3 protein-coding genes are annotated in these 16,300 nt (G+C 44.4%); all 3 read right to left on the bottom strand.

The annotated features are described in order from the left end of the window. Positions 1–6 precede the first annotated feature (6 nt). Genes MHI16_RS03705 through MHI16_RS03695 form a run of 3 tightly spaced genes read right to left on the bottom strand, consistent with a single transcriptional unit; the run spans position 7 to position 16,284 of the window. Positions 7–4,512, bottom strand: a complete 4,506-nt coding sequence (locus tag MHI16_RS03705) for a type I polyketide synthase (protein WP_342498094.1) — start codon at positions 4,510–4,512, stop codon at positions 7–9. Then, positions 4,505–7,174 (bottom strand): non-ribosomal peptide synthetase, encoded by a 2,670-nt coding sequence (locus MHI16_RS03700; RefSeq protein ID WP_058015503.1) that lies wholly within the window; start codon positions 7,172–7,174, stop codon positions 4,505–4,507. The genes MHI16_RS03705 and MHI16_RS03700 overlap by 8 nt, the downstream gene beginning before the upstream one ends. Before the next feature lie 20 nt (positions 7,175–7,194). Next, complete coding sequence (locus MHI16_RS03695; protein ID WP_342498093.1) at positions 7,195–16,284, bottom strand: amino acid adenylation domain-containing protein; 9,090 nt, start codon at positions 16,282–16,284, stop codon at positions 7,195–7,197. Positions 16,285–16,300 lie beyond the last annotated feature (16 nt).

Here is a 16,300-nt window from a genome sequence, read left to right as displayed (position 1 = left end):
TCCCATCTATTTTCGTTTTAATCTCTGTTTACGGCGGTTTTTCCCATCTGCCATCGCCTGTTTGCGGAGATTAGATGATTCAGTGACAGCTTGCTTTTCTTCCTTCACGCCATGTATCTTCTTCAGTTCTGCAGCCAATGACGCGATCGTTGGATGACTATACATCATGACCACTGGAACCTCTATCCCATAAATTGATTTAATATGACCGCTCATCTGCAGCAAATCAAGGGATGTCGCACCCATTTCAAAGAAGTTCTCATTCACATCCGGTTCATGAGGAAAAAAGGAGCTGAGTGCATCACTCAATGAGACTTCTAGGCGATCATCTATGACCTGCGATATTTGTTGCGACGACTCTTTTTCCTCCTGCATAGGTGTTAAGCGGTGCTTTATTCTCTCACCCATGTCTCGAACAGAAACAAGAATTTGTGGATAGTCTAGACGAAGCACTTCCTGAAAGGCCTTGATTCCTTCTTCTGGTGAAATTCCCGCCTGCTCCTCGAGCGCCATCATGTCATTGACTTTGGCCGCTAATGCTGAGTCGTGTGCCATGCCGACTTTTTCCCATCGATCCCAGTTTAATGAAATCACTGGCTTTCTTTCCTGTCTCTTCGCATGAGCAAAGCTGTCCATAAAAGCATTGGAAGCCGCATAAGCCACTTGTCCAGCCGCTCCAAGAAAAGACACTAGGGATGAACAAAGTAAAACGAAGTCGAGCGTTTCATTCTTGAGTGCTTCATCCAGCACATAGGTCCCGTTGATTTTTGCCTGACACATGCGAATTTCATCGTCTGCTGTTCTTGCTTGGATGATCTTCCCATCTGCCTCTCCTGCCGCATGGATGACACCATGTAAATCGCCAAACGTTGTATGAGCCAGCTGGACCGCTTTCTGCACAGCGTCTTTATCCGACACATCACCGTGTACAGTTAGTACATCAGCTCCTAACTCTTCAAGAGTCATCAGCTTTTTCACGGTTTCAGCTTCTTTCCCATCTGCATCACTCAGCTCATGCCATGCAGAGCGTTCACGTATCTGTGATCGGCTGAGGAACACAAGTTTTGCTTGATACGTTTCTGCTAAATGTTGAGCTAGTGTGAAGCCAATGCCTCCCATACCGCCGGTCAGGAGGTAAACACCATGAGTCCTGAAAGGCTGCGTGGACGATTCCTCTTTACTTAAAGGTGTACTTGAAGCTTTTCGAACCCACCTGCTGTTCCCCCGATACGCCACAAGCGCCTCTTGATCGTGCATTGCCACCTCATATGAAAGAAATAGCGGCCAGTCCGCCTTTGTTTCCTGACATAAATCAACGTGCTGACACGCAATATGCTGATATTCTTGAGGAATGGTCAGAGCTAGTCCAGTGCATGTTGCTTGAAGAGGATTGACCTTCTCCATCCCGATGACATCATGCGCTTGATTTGTCACAAGATGAAGACGGATGGTTGTGTTATGATGCTGACTGATGAGCCTGACGAGATCGAGTACAGATAAGTAGTTTGGCTGATCACCTGTATCTTCTGTCAGTTCATCATGCATCCAGATGATCTCTTCCGGTATAAACCCAGATTGGTGCAGTTCAGCCATAACCCACTCTAAGTGTGACAGCATATGAACGTCAGCCTTCATCAACTGGTCATTTTCTTTGATCGTATGATCACTTTGACAGACGCTGACAACTTCTGCATGCCGTTCTTTCAAATAGTCGCCAATATGACCACTTTTCTCAAAAACCAAGATACGCTTCCCTTGATGATGCTGCTCTTTTAGTACAGGTGCAGAGCGCTCCCACACCGGTATATAAAACCAGTCTTCAAAATCAGCGGAGAATTTCTCACCCTTTTCTGATGGCGCTATAGCGGTCATCAGCTGATCTGCTTTAAACTGCGGAGAGGGGAATATTTGATGCTCGAATGGATATGTTGGCAGTGACACTCGATATGGGGCCTTTTCTTTTCTGACAGCGCTCCAGTTCGGTTCCACTCCAAAACTCCACAGCTTCCCTATAGCTTTTTTCATATATTCATCATCAGCAGCTTGTTCTTTTGGGTGTCTCACCAATGAAACAGCTGCTGCTTTGTTCACATCATAGTCCTCATGTCGTTTCACAAATTGAGTCAACGTATGACCTGGCCCCACTTCAATGAAAACCACTTCTCCAAGTCCAAGTAACGTCTCTAATCCTTGACTAAATAAAACAGGCTGCCTGATATGAGATGCCCAGTAATCAGGCGATGATGCTTGCTCATTTGTTAACCAGTTCCCTGTCACATTCGAAAGAATCGGAATCTCGCCCTGTTGATAGGTGATTTCCGAGAGAACGTGCTTAAACTGTTCGGACGCTTCAGCCATCATACTCGTATGAAAGGCGTGAGAGGTTTTCAATGTTTGGACAGAAGCTCCTCTTTTTTCAGCTTGTTCGAGATAGATCTGTAATCGTTCTGAAGGACCGGAAACAACAGATAATTGCGAGCTATTCACCGCAGAAAGCTCGACACCTTCAGGAAGATCATGTTCAATCTCTTCGGCAGAGAGTGACACTCCGGCCATTTCACCCCGAGGCATTTTTTGCATCAAACTGCCTCTTTTTAAAACGATACGGATTGCATCTTCAAGGTGAATAATACCGGCCACGCAGGCAGCTGTTATTTCTCCAATGCTATGACCAATGAAATAATGCGGACGTATGCCTAGTCCCATCAGCTTCGATGCGAGCGCATACTCAAAACTAAACAAGATGATTTGTGTATATGATGTTTGCTGCATGAGCTGTTCTGCTTTTATGAACTCTTCTTCGGTTGTTGGGTATAACACGTTCTCGATCTCAACACCTGATAAAGATAAAATGATGGCAAAACATTTCTGAAGCATTTGTTTAAATTCAGGATCTTTCTCATATAAATCTTTGCCCATATTCACATACTGAGCACCTTGTCCAGAAAACATCCAGACGACTGCAGGCTGTTGAAAGGCCTTTTGCGGCTGTCCCGCTGACTGGAATGTGCGGTCAGGACCTGCAAGAAAAGCTTGTCGATAAGGAAAATGCTTTCTTCCCTCTTGCAGTGTAAAGGCAGCCTCGGATAGTGTGACACGCTTTTGATCTTTTAAATAAGATGTCATTTGTTCAGCAGATTTTTGAACCGCCTGCTTCGATCTTGCAGAAATCACCATTAGTTCATGATCTCTTTCTACTGACGGTTTGTCGGCGGCGGGTGCCTCTTCCATGATCAGATGTACATTCGTTCCACCGACTCCAAATGAACTAACTCCGGCACGCAGCGGCTGCTCTGTTTTCGTCCATGGTACGGGTGTTGTATTGACATAAAATGGACTTGATTCAAAATCAATTTTCGGATTCGGCTTTTTATAATGAAGGCTAGGCGGCAGCATCTGATGGTACAGACTAAGCGTTGTCTTGATAAAACCTGCAACCCCTGCGGCTGAATCAAGATGACCAATATTGGTTTTCACAGACCCAATCGCACAAAACTGTTTTTTATCCGTTTGAAAGGCTTTCTTTAGTGACTCAATTTCAACCGGATCTCCAAGAGTTGTACCTGTGCCATGTGCTTCAATATAAGAAATACTCTCAGCTTCTACACGACTGATGTTGAGTGCCTTTTTAATCACTTCGCTTTGTCCTTCTATACTTGGTGCTGTGTAGCCAACCTTCCGCCCACCGTCATTGTTATAGGCTGAACCTTTAATCACGCTATAGATATGGTCCTTATCTTTTAGTGCCTGCTTTAATGATTTGAGCACAACAACGCCGCAGCCCTCACCGCCTACGGTACCTTCTGCCTGTTCATCAAAAGCCCGGCAGTGCCCATCTGGCGACATGATCATCCCCTCTTGATACATGTATCCTTTTTTGTGAGGGGTCGTAATGGTGACGCCGCCTGCGAGAGCCATTTTACATTCTCCGGTAATTAAGGCGCGCGCCGCCATATGAATGGCAGTCAAAGAGGAAGAACAAGCTGTATCAACAGCTACGCTCGGCCCCTTCAAATTCAATTTATAAGATACCTTTGTGTTCATGAAGTCTTTATCTGTTAACTGAACAGCCGCAAATTGTTCGGAAGAGTGATTCGTTCTCATCAGCATGGAAGCAGCTTGCCAATATAAATTAGCAGAGGCGGCTCCAAATAAACCAATTGGTTCCTGATAGGTTTCAGGGTTATAGCCTGCATCTTCAAGAGATTCCCACGCCACCTCATGAAACATGCGGATCTGCGGGTCCATTACTTCTGCTTCACGCTGTGAATAACCAAAGAAATCTGCATCAAAATGATCATGCTGATCAACTGCTCCTTTGGCACATACATATTGCTCATGATCCAATGCTTCTTTCTCAACCCCTGCCTCAAGCAGCTCTTCCTTCGAAAAGAACGTAATAGACTCTCTTCCATTTGCAAGGTTGTCCCAAAAATGATGAATATTCTTTGCTCCTGGAAAACGGCAGGCCATCCCAACCACTGCAACCTCTAATCCTGTGAACTTACTCATCTATCATCCCGCCTAACAGTTGAGCGGCACTTTCTAAGTCATCCGCTTCATTTTCTCTATCATCTTCGATTTGTTTCTCTTGCCCTGATGCTTTGTTTTTTAATTGAGCAGCTATTTGTGAAACAGTTGTAAATTGGAACAGCTCCATCACTGTCAGCTCCTGCTGAAATTCCTCCTTCACTTTATTGGACAACTCAACGATATTAAAAGAGTTCCCGCCTAAGTCAAAAAACGGTTCATCTATACGAATCTGCGAAGCAGGGACTTGTAAAATAGAGGCGAAAATACGAACAAGCTTCTGCTCTGTTTCATTATGTGCTTGAATGGTCACAGGCTCTTGATTGTCTACCAGCTGATCTTCTGGATTCGGCAGTGCTTGGATATCCAATTTCCCTGATAGATTCAAAGGAAATTGCTCTATTTGGATGACATGTCTCGGCACCATATAACCTGGTAATCTATCACTTAAAGACTGACGAAGCGCGCGCTGATCTATCACTTGTTTTGCCATCATGTATGCGCAAATGTATTGGTCCTGATCCTGCGTTTCCTTAGGAATGACAATGACATCTTGAATCAATCCTTGCATATGCGGGTCATCAAGAATCGCTCTGCGGATTTCCTCTAGCTCAATTCGATATCCCCTAATTTTCACTTGACTGTCGTTTCTCTTTGCAAATTCTAATAAACCATCAAACCGCCATCTTGCAAGGTCTCCCGTACCATATAACATCCCGCTGCTGAGCTCTGGTTTTTCAATAAATTTCTCCTTGCTCAGATCAGGGTGATTGATGTACCCACGACCTACACCATCGCCTGTTATATATAACTCTCCAAAGACGCCAATCGGAACTGGCTCTCCTTGCGCATCACATATGAAAATATGCTCATTCGGCATCGGCTGTCCAATAGGAATGACTTGCTCATCCCAGTCTTGGGGAATCAAAAAGGATGATGACTGAACCGTACATTCAGTCGGCCCATACGCATTAATCATGATCGGTTTTTCACCTGATATATGCTGTAAAAATTGATCCATCAGCTCTTTTGTGAACACCTCTCCGCCAACCAGCAACATGTTCAACGCAGGCAGGTCTTGTCTTGATTGCGCTGCTGCTTTGTTCATCAGCTTCAAGTGGGAGGGGGTCACATCAGACAGCTGAATGTGATGTTCTTGGTAAAACGACCATAACGCATGCCCATCCATACGGACTTCATCTTTGGCAATATGCAGCGTATGTCCGAGGAGCAATGCTGGGAACAATGTTTGAACAGACGCATCAAAAATGTGTGAAGCTAGCATCCCTACTTGCAAAGGATCAGGGAGTAGATCAAAAAAGCGCGTTTTCATTCCAAATACCAAATTTATGACATGACGATGTTCAATAACGACACCTTTCGGATGCCCTGTTGTACCTGATGTATACAGGACATACGCCATATCGGAAGGCGAGATAGACCAAGTCAGATTCTCTTTTATTGATGATTCTTGAAGCATGTCTTGAATCACATGAACCTCGACATCCAATCCTTCGTGTCCTTCTGCATCCGAGACAATAGCTGCAGCGCCGCTGTTTTTGAGCATATACCGAATTCTTTCGATCGGCAGATGGACATCAATCGGTAAATAAGCATAGCCCGCCTTTAAGATGCCAAGAATGGCAATGACTAGTTCAGCAGATCGATACATTTTGAGTCCAACAGGAGTCTCACGTGTTATCTGACTTTGAGACAGTCTAAGCGCAATGCGATCAGATAAATGATCAACCTCTTCATATGTATAGGAGGTAGTGCCAAACACAACAGCCGTTCGTGCTGGATGCAATTGAACTTGTTGTTGAAATAAAGACACAATATCACGGTCCACTGGATAAGCGAGCGACTCCCCTTGAAACGAATCAAACAGCTGACTTTTCTCTACATCAGATAAAAATGAGTGTGTGCTCATCATTTGCTCAGGCGTTTCGAGACATTGCTCTGTGAATCCCATGAAATGATTGGAGAACTGCTCCATCATGTGGTCATCATAAATGGAAGCATCCCAGTGAACTTCAGCATGAAGGTGATCTTGTTCTTTCTTCCAAACAATAAGCACATCCGCATGCAGCTGCTCTCGGTCAGCATGCCCATGCAATGGTTCAAATGCACATGCCAGATTGACACGCTTCTTGTCTTCTCCTACTGAACGCCAAAGCTCATCCATTAATATTTGAACAGGATAGTTTTGATGACGCACTGCCTCCTGAAACGATTGTTTCACTGCCTCTAGCCCTGCGCTAAAGCTCATATGAGGCTCAATCTCTGCCTTAAGCGGCAGCATATGATTGATGGCGGATTGATTGGCAGACTGTTCCATTGTAGGAACAGTCACCATCAACTCAGTTTTTCCGCTATAACGTTGAAGCAAGCCAAAAGCTGCTGTGGTTAGCACGATAAACAGCCGCAAATCAGAATCTCCGCATAATTGTTTTAACGAATGATTCATAGCCACAGGGAAGGACGAATGAAGCGATCGGTTCATTGCAGCAGGCTCGGCCTTTGAAACCGTATGAGGAATGCGGCCATCAAGCTGGACACCTGATAAGATCGATGTCCAGTAGGCTCTTTCCCTCACCCTTTCCTTCGCCGCTGCTTTCAGTTGAAAATCATCATGTTCAATCACTCTTCCATTCACCTCTTTACTTATATTTTCAAGTCATCTAATTCGAAAAGAGATACGTCATCTAATTGCTGGAACGAAGAAGTCAGTTCGATCTCCTCTATTCTTACAGCATCTACTGAAACAGCCCGCATGATGTCTTTCAGCAAGCCCGCAATCCGCTCTATGGTTTCCTCTGTGAAAAGCTCAGTATTATATTCGATCGTTGAAGAAAGACCGTCTTCCTGCTCATACGCAATCCAGAGTAAATCAAAGCGTGACGTTCCTGTCTCATACGGATAATCACTAAAGGTTAAACCGCCTACCTTCAGTTCTGGCTGATTCATGTTTTGCAAGGCGAACACAGCATCAAACAATAGATTCCGGCTGACACTCCGGCTTAACTGAAGGTCTTGAACCATTTGTTCATATTGATAGTCTTGATGTCCGAAATCATCGATGACGTGTGCTTTCACATCCTCTAGGAATTGCTGGTACGTCAGCTCTGCTTTAGGATACAAACGAAGTGGCAGCATATTGACAAAAATACCGATCACTTGCTGCAGCTCCTCTTGTTTTCTCCCTGCTACCGGAACCCCGACCGTGATATCTGATTGTCCGCTTAATTTGTGAAGCAAAATCTGATATACACTTAACAAGCCCATAAACAGTGTGGCGTCTTCCTTTAAAATCACCTGTTTAAATGCGTTTAGCTCCGCTTCTTCTATACGGAACGTATAATGCCCGCCGCGGAATTGTCTCACCTCTGGTCGATCGAAATCTGTTGGCAGATCAAGGAGGGGGGCACCCTCTAACCGATCTTTCCAGTAATCACTCGATTCTTTCAGTGCTTCTGATGCTAGCAGGTCATTTTGCCATTCTGAAAAATCTTTATATTGCAGAGCGAGAGGCTCAAGCGTCCTGCCGTCATATAACTGCATAAAGTCATTGACCAAAATATCTTGAGAAAGACCGTCTGAAATAATGTGGTGCATGTCCAGCATGAGCACGAATTCCTCTTCTGCCAGCTTCATCACACCGACTCTCATCAATGGAGCCTCACTTAACGTAAAGGCAGTCAAAAATTGTTCAATCACTTGTTTTTGCTCTTCCTCAGATCCTTGTGTCGATCCCTTAGTGAGGTCAAATAATGTGACTGCAAATGGTACCTCTTCTTCAATCTTTTGATAAGGGACACCATTCTCTAATACAAACGCAGTCCGCAAACTTTCGTGTCTCTTAATAAGCTGCTGAAATGCCCATTCCAACCTGCTAATATCGAGTTTCCCTTTGATTCGTCCCGCTTTAAACTCGTTGTATCCTGTGCTGTTTACATCCATTTGCTGCATGAGATACAACCGTTTTTGCGCAGACGACAAAGGATAATGCTCCTTCACTTCTGCTTTTTCAATCGCATGATAAGCAGCAGTATCTGCTTGATCGATATATGCTGCCATTAATCGTATCGTAGGTATTTGGAAAAATTGTGGCAGCGTCAGCTCTACACTAAATGCACGATGAATGATACCAATGAAGGTAATCGCCTTTAGAGAATCTCCACCCATTTCAAAGAAATGATCATCTATGCCAATTTCATCAATCTTAAAGAAAGCTTGCCAATGTTGACTTAATGCTTTCTCCAGCTCCGTTTCTGGTGCCGCATAATTCGTGGAAAGCGCTGGACGAGAATACAAATTGCCATCTTGTTCATGCTCACCACCGCTCTCTTCCTCAAGGGATAAACGGTCTACATATCGGTGAATACGATTATGTAAAGATGTTGTTGAAATAACCATTTGTTCCACTTGATCCAGTGAAAGCAATCGTTCAAAGATCATTCTTCCTTCTTTTTCTGTAATTAACGTTTCGGTGACATCATCTCCGATTGGAAGATCAAGCTGCTTCCCTTGCTCAAATTCCCAGCCGTCAAAGCTAATGACAGACCACTGTGTTTCTGAACGCAGATTGCGTTCATACACGTACGCATCGATGAAATGATTCACAGCTGTATAGGCTGTAAAGCCGAGTCCGCCCAAGATCGGTGACAAAGATGACAGGACAAAACAGAAATCAAGGGATCGATCACCTAAGGCATCATCAAGATGAAGTACACCATTCATCTTCGCTTCAAAATGCGGCTCCGAAAAAGTGACATCTGTTTGCTCCATCACCTGGAAAGATTGGTCGCCTGTCACTCCAGCTGCATAGATCACGCCATTGATCTGTCCATATGACGCATCCACTGTGTTGATCAATTGCTGGATATCTTCCTTGTGACGAACGTCTACTTTCTGAATAAGAACGTCTGCGCCTGCCTCTTCCAGTACCATGACCCTTTGTATTTTTTTCTTTGTTGGATCCTGATCATCATGCGTAGACAGCCATTCTTGCCACTTGCTCCTATCAGGGAGCCCAGATCTGCTCGTTAAGATCAATGTTCCCTGCGTTTGCTCGGCCAAAGTCTGGGCGATATTCAATCCAATAAACCCAAGTCCGCCAATTAAAATGTACACACCATCTTTTTTAGCCAAATGAGCATGTCCCGTTTCGGGAACTGAACCTTTCGCATACTTTTTCACATATCGTTTATTTCGTCGATAGACCGTGAGAAGCGGTCCAGACGCTCGATCTAGCTCATCGCTTATTTGCTTTAGCAATCTCTTTTCTTGATCCCCATTTTCCACTGGACGATCAATATCAAGAATGCGGTAACGTAAGTTCGGTGTTTCTTGTGAAATCACCATGGCAGGCCCTAGATGGATCGCTTTTTCAGGATAAAGTACAGGCTCACCGCCAACGGCATACGTCAATGAGGAAAGAACTGTAATCGATACCTTTTGGTCCAACACATATTTTTTCAGTGCCTGGCCGATGTAAAGCAAGGAGTAATAAGCTTCTTGCTGCGTTTGCTTCACCCATTCTTCTTCCGTTTGAGATGGCTGTCTTTCTGAAAGCCCCCATAGATGGCAAACTTTTGACACGTTGATTTCGTCATCTGCCAGATTTGATATGAGCCTTTCATAATCAGATGGCTCATGTGACCGAATGGTATAGTTTTTTTCGTCATGCTTCGTAAATTCATTTCCTTTACGAACCATGACGGACTCGTTCCGTTTCGTCAGGAGCTCAGCCGCAACCTTCTCTCCAAAAGCAGATGGATCTGCAAACAAAAGCAAGGCTCCGTCAGACGTATCTTCTAATGGCACGCAAGGTAAAAGATCCGCTTCCCAATGAGGGGTATAGAACCATTCATCCATTTGCTGCTTTCGTCCAGACTGCTTTGGTTTGTCTTGTTTCACACGATCTTCTGCATCATACCAATAGGAGGTTTGATCAAATGCATACGTTGGCAGCGGCATTTTCCGCGGCTGACGGTTTAAATGGAACCTATCCCAATCAATAGATAATCCGTTTGTCCATAGACGTCCAATTTGACCAAGTAAAAATTCAGTATCCGTCACATCTTGTTTTGCATGCCTTAACACATGACATACATGCTGGTTCAGGCCGTTCAGCGACCGATTGACCATCACGCTTAAATCTTGTCCTGGTCCAATCTCAATTAATTGAATATTGTCCTCTTGTAAAATATTTGTGATCCCTTCAGCAAAACGAACTGTATCGGTCATATGCCTTTTCCAATAAGACATATCCTTCGCTCTCGTATCTGTCATCCAATCTCCTGACAAATTCGAAATGAATGGAATGCGAAGAGACTCGGCTTTCATATGTGTTAATTTTTCTCCGAATTGCTCAGCTGCCTCCTTCATGACATGTGAGTGGGCGGCAATGGTTCCACCTAATCGCATACACATCAATCTGTTGCTTTTCAGCTCTTGTTCAAATTCACTGATCGCCTCTTCTAGACCTGACACAATACATGATGAATCATTGACAACCGCGAGAGAAATATCTTTTGGAAGCATCGGTTTTAGCTCTGCCTCAGGTAATGGAACACTCATCATGACGCCAGCTGGTGACGACTGCATCGCATTCGCACGATAGGCGACCATGGACATTGCGTCCTTTAAGCTGAATAGCCCTGATATGGCGGCTGCCGTTAATTCGCCAAAGCTATAGCCGATCATTGCATCAGGACGAACGCCCCATTCAATGAAAAGCATGGATAAGGCATATTCAATGGCAAAAATGGCTGGCTGTGCATATTGAGTACTTGCCAATTGTTCACGCGCCTTTTCTGTTTCAGCCGCTAATGGGTACAGAATACGTGCAAGACTTCGTCCCGTTGCTTCTTCATATGCTTGAAAACAAGCATCCATTTGCTTCTTAAAGTAAGGCTCTTCCCGGTACAGATCTAATCCCATATTGAGATATTGATTGCCTTGTCCAGAAAACATAAAAATAATCTTTTGTTTCTCCACATGCGAATGCATGAGCTTTCCAATGCCCTTGCCTTGCTTTTCTGTTAATACGCGCAAAGCATCTTCTCTGCTTGCCGCAACAAATGTCTGACGGAAACCAAAGGATTGTCTTCCTGTTTGCAGCGTATAAGCTGCGTCTGCCAAATTGATAGAAGGCGTGTTGTCTATTTGGCTTGCGAGTTTGGCTTTCATTCGTTCCAAGCTCGTTTTGCTCTTTGCTGAAAGAACAAGCAGCTCAGCAGAACGAGGCATTTGCTGACGGTCTCTTTGTGGCGCTTCTTCTAATATGACATGTGCATTCGTTCCACCCATTCCAAATGAGCTCACCCCAGCCCGCCGCAAATGGGAAGCTGGCTGCTTCCAGTCGGTCAGCTCAGTATTGACAAAGAAAGGACTATGATCAAATGCAATGTTTTCATTGGCTTTTTTGAAGTGAAGACTAGGTACAAATGTGTGATGCTGAAGCGAAAGCACAGCTTTGATCAAGCCAGCTGCTCCTGCCGCTGCATCCAAATGTCCAATATTGGTTTTCACAGACCCAATGCGGCAAAATTGTTTTTTCTCTGTGTCGAAAGCCTTTGTGAGTGCCTCTATTTCAATCGGATCACCAAGTGATGTGCCAGTTCCATGTGTTTCCACATATTCAATCGTATCTGGTGAAACATCTGCTTGATGCAGGGCATCCTGAATGACACGTGTCTGTCCTTCGACGCTCGGAGCATTGAAACCAACCTTTTGATCACCATCATTGTTGATGGCAGAGCCCTTAATGACTGCATAAATATGGTCGCCATCTTCTATGGCTTCACTAAGTGCTTTTAAAGCAACAAGACCAACACCATCTCCGCCAACAGTTCCATCCGCTTGATCGTCAAAGGCGCGGCAGTGGCCATCACTTGATTTCACCATGTTCTGTTGATAAACATAGCCTGATTTCACTGGGTGCAGGATTGACACACCTCCCGCAAGAGCTACATCTGAATCACCATTCGCAATGGATTGACAGGCCAAATGCAAGGCGACCAAAGAAGTTGAACAAGCGGTTTGCAGCGTAAGCGCCGGTCCTTTCAAATTCAATTTATGGGCAATTCTTGTACTTACGGTGTACGTATCATTGAGTGAACCCACTTCAAACAGCTCTGACATACTGCTATCAAGGGAAGCGGCAAAACGCTGAATCCATTGGAAGTTCGATGTGGACCCAGTAAACAACCCAACCTTACCCGTATAATCTTCTTGCACATACCCCGCATCTTCTAGCGCCTTATAGGCGTACTCATGCAGGAGACGTATTTGAGGATCCATCATTTCTGCCTGACCTGGCGAATAACCGAAGAAGGATGCATCAAATAAATCAGGTCCATCAATGACACCTTTTGCCCTCACATAATCGGATCGTTCGAAGGTTTGACGGTCAATACCGGCTTCTAGAAGTTCTTCATCGGAAAAGAAGGAAATTGATTCTTCTCCATTCTTCAAATTTCGCCAAAATGCCTCAACATTTTTCGCACCTGGGAATTTACCAGCCATTCCAATAATGGCAATCGGCTCATTGGCTTTTCTTGTCTTTTGTTTTACAGGCTGCGCGTCTGCCGCTACTTGCTCTGAATCGCCGCTTAAATATGCGGCAAGCTCTCTAATCGTTGGGCGGCGGAACATTTCGACCATTGGAATGCTTTGATTCAATTGCTTAGCGAGCTGTTGATTGACGTGGATCAAATTGAGTGAATGCCCGCCAATGTCAAAGAATTTATCATGGACACTTACCTCATCTAAACCGAGGACTTTTTTCCAAATGTCTTGAATAACTTTCTCCGTATCAGAAAGATTGGCAGATCCCGCCTGTTTTTTCGTTTGCTGCGCCTGTTTCAAAGCAGGTAAAGCTCGTTTATCTAGTTTGCCATTTGCAGTCAATGGCATATCGTCCAATTGAACAAAGTGAGTTGGGATCATATAATCCGGCAGTTGATCAGCCAACGCTTGTTTTATTGCCGCTTGATCAATTATGGCTGTCGTGACAACATATGCAGCCAAACATGGTGTACCAGAAGCATCTGGCTTTACAACAACTGCTGCTGCTTTTATTCCTGGCTGTTCATTCAGCCAAAATTCAATTTCACCAGTTTCAATCCGGTAGCCTCTCAGCTTCACTTGATCATCATTTCGACCTAAAAATTGAATGAGCCCATTAGGGAGAATGCGCGCTGCATCACCTGTTTTATAAATTTTTTCACCTGGCTGGAAAGGGTGGTCGACAAATCTTTCTTCAGTTAGTTCTGGGCGATTCAAATAGCCTTTTGCGACACCTTTTCCGCCAATATATAATTCACCGACGGCTCCTTCCGGCATGAGATTCATATGTCTGTCAAACAGAAGAATATCTGTATGCTGTGCAGGCTTACCAATCGGTACATACACGTCTTGATCGAGATCCTGATCATATCGATGAATCATGCAGCCAACGACCGTTTCAGTTGGTCCATATTCATTCACAATTTCAATTGGCTGCGGGAAGGACTGCTGAATGGATTTCGCTAAAGATGTTTCCAGCTGCTCTCCGCCTAAAATGAAACATTTCATTTGGCTGTCTGGGAAAGACAAATGCTTAATAAACTGTAAATGAGATGGTGTCAGTTTCATCACATGCACGCGATTGTCTTTTATGATGTCTTCGACAAGCAGCTGCCGGTTTTCATGGTGATAAATCATGATGGTATTTCCTGAAATGAGCGGCGTGAAAATAGAAGTAACCGTCAGGTCAAAGGACAGTGAAGTGTACAAAGCAAAATGCCTTGTTTCTCCTCGAACATATACTTGCTTCGCCCATTCAATATAGTTGGCTAAGCCAAGATGATGAATGAGTACACCTTTTGGTCTTCCGGTCGTTCCTGATGTATAAATGCAGTAGGCTGTTTGGTCTGAGGTGATGGCTTCTGCCAAGTTGTCTGATGGTCCGGTGTATAGATCCGGCTGCGTGATATCGATTTTTTCTCCATGATAGGCGTAGGTGAGCCCTTTTATTGGGTGAGTTAAGAGCCATTCTACTCCGCTGTCTTCTAATAGATATTCTATTCGTTCCTGCGGATATTCAGGATCAATCGGCACGTATGCACCGCCAGCTTTTAAGATCGCTAAGCAAGCTATCACCATTTCAATGGAATGCTCTGCTAAAATGCCGACACGCTGCTCCTGTTTGACCCCTTTGTTTTGTAAATAATGTGCGAGCTGGTTCACTCTCTTATTGAGTTGTTCATATGTAACCGTCGTATCGCCAAACTCAACTGCAGCTGCCGCTGGCGTTCGCTCTACTTGTGCTTCAAATAGGTCAATCACCGTTGGCTCATTGCTAGATGTTGCTCCGCCATATTGCTGGAAGACCGCCAACTGCTTTTCTTTCTCTTCTTCTGATAGCAGCTGTAGTTGAGCAGCAGTTTTGTGCGGATGAGCACAGGCATCAGACAGGAGATGAAGAAAATGCTGACACCACTTTTCGATTTGCTCAGCTGAAAAGCTGACGGGGTTATACACCAATGAAAAGTGCAGCTGATCATCAAATGCCTGGACACTAAGCGTGAGATCGAATTCTGTCTGCTCAGTCATCTCAAATCCACGAATACGAATTGGCTGATCGTTTTTCGTGAGCATTTGATCTAATGGATAGTTTTCAATGACGACGATTGAATCAAATAATGATTGCTCTGCAGTCATTCCTGCATAATTCTTTAAGGCAGATAGCGGGGTATGTTCATATTCATTTCTTACAGCGATCTCACGGCTCACTTCCTGCATCTGTTCAAGAATTGGCCGTTCCTGTTCGAATGAGACCCGCAGCGGTAATGTGTTAATGAACAGCCCAGTCATCTTTTCAATATGAGGGACATCTGCATTTCTCCCCGATACTGTTGTCCCAAACACAATATCATCTTGGTTGGCATACTTAGATAGCAAAACTCCCCACAGCGTATACATCACAGATGCCAGCGTCACGTCATATTGATTCGTGAATTTGCTCAGGCTCTCGGCAATGGAAGGATCCACTTGATGTTCATATTGATGAAACACTTCTGAATGTTCATATGCGCCGCTTGACTTCGGAAGCAGTTCTGCATAACTCCAGCCGTTGAAAACATTTTCCCAATAGGCGGCTTGTTCTTCAGTCTGTTGAAGGTTTTTCTGCTGCCATTTGACAAAGGATTGGTAGGATGGTCTTTGTTCCAGAAGAGGTTTGTCCCCATTCGATAAGCGCTCATATGCACTCATCCAATCGCTTAATACAATCCCAAGGCTCCAGCCGTCCAATAAAATGTGATGGAAGCTAATGAGAACCCAGCTGACTTCATCATTCACTTCACATAACGTCAGGCGAAATGGGACTTCCTGCAGATCAAAGCGTTCTTCTCGGTTCTGTGCCGTTACCTCTTCTTTCAGCACATGAAGAGGCTCCTTCGCTTGTGTCAAATCACGATAACGAATGTCTGGCTGATGCTGCTTCAGTACAATTTGTACTGGTCTTGCGAGTTCCTGCCATCTGAACAATGTTCTAAGCATTTCATGCTGTTTGGTGACATTCGTCCATGATTGTTCAAAAATGTCTCGATCTATTGGTCCGTCTATTTCGATCAGCAGTTGTTCAAAATAAGCTGTTCCGTTCGGTTCCATTAAATGATGAAACAGCAGTCCTTCTTGGATCGTAGTGATACCTAACATATTTTCAATGTTCTGTTTATCCAGCTTCTGCGGCTGTAAGGCCATGGGCTCATCTCCTTTC

This window comes from Bacillus sp. FSL K6-0923, from assembly GCF_038630825.1.
GTDB lineage: Bacteria > Bacillota > Bacilli > Bacillales > Bacillaceae > Bacillus > Bacillus pumilus.
Note: the sequence above shows the minus strand (reverse complement) of the source record. Positions and strands in the feature narration are given on the sequence as shown.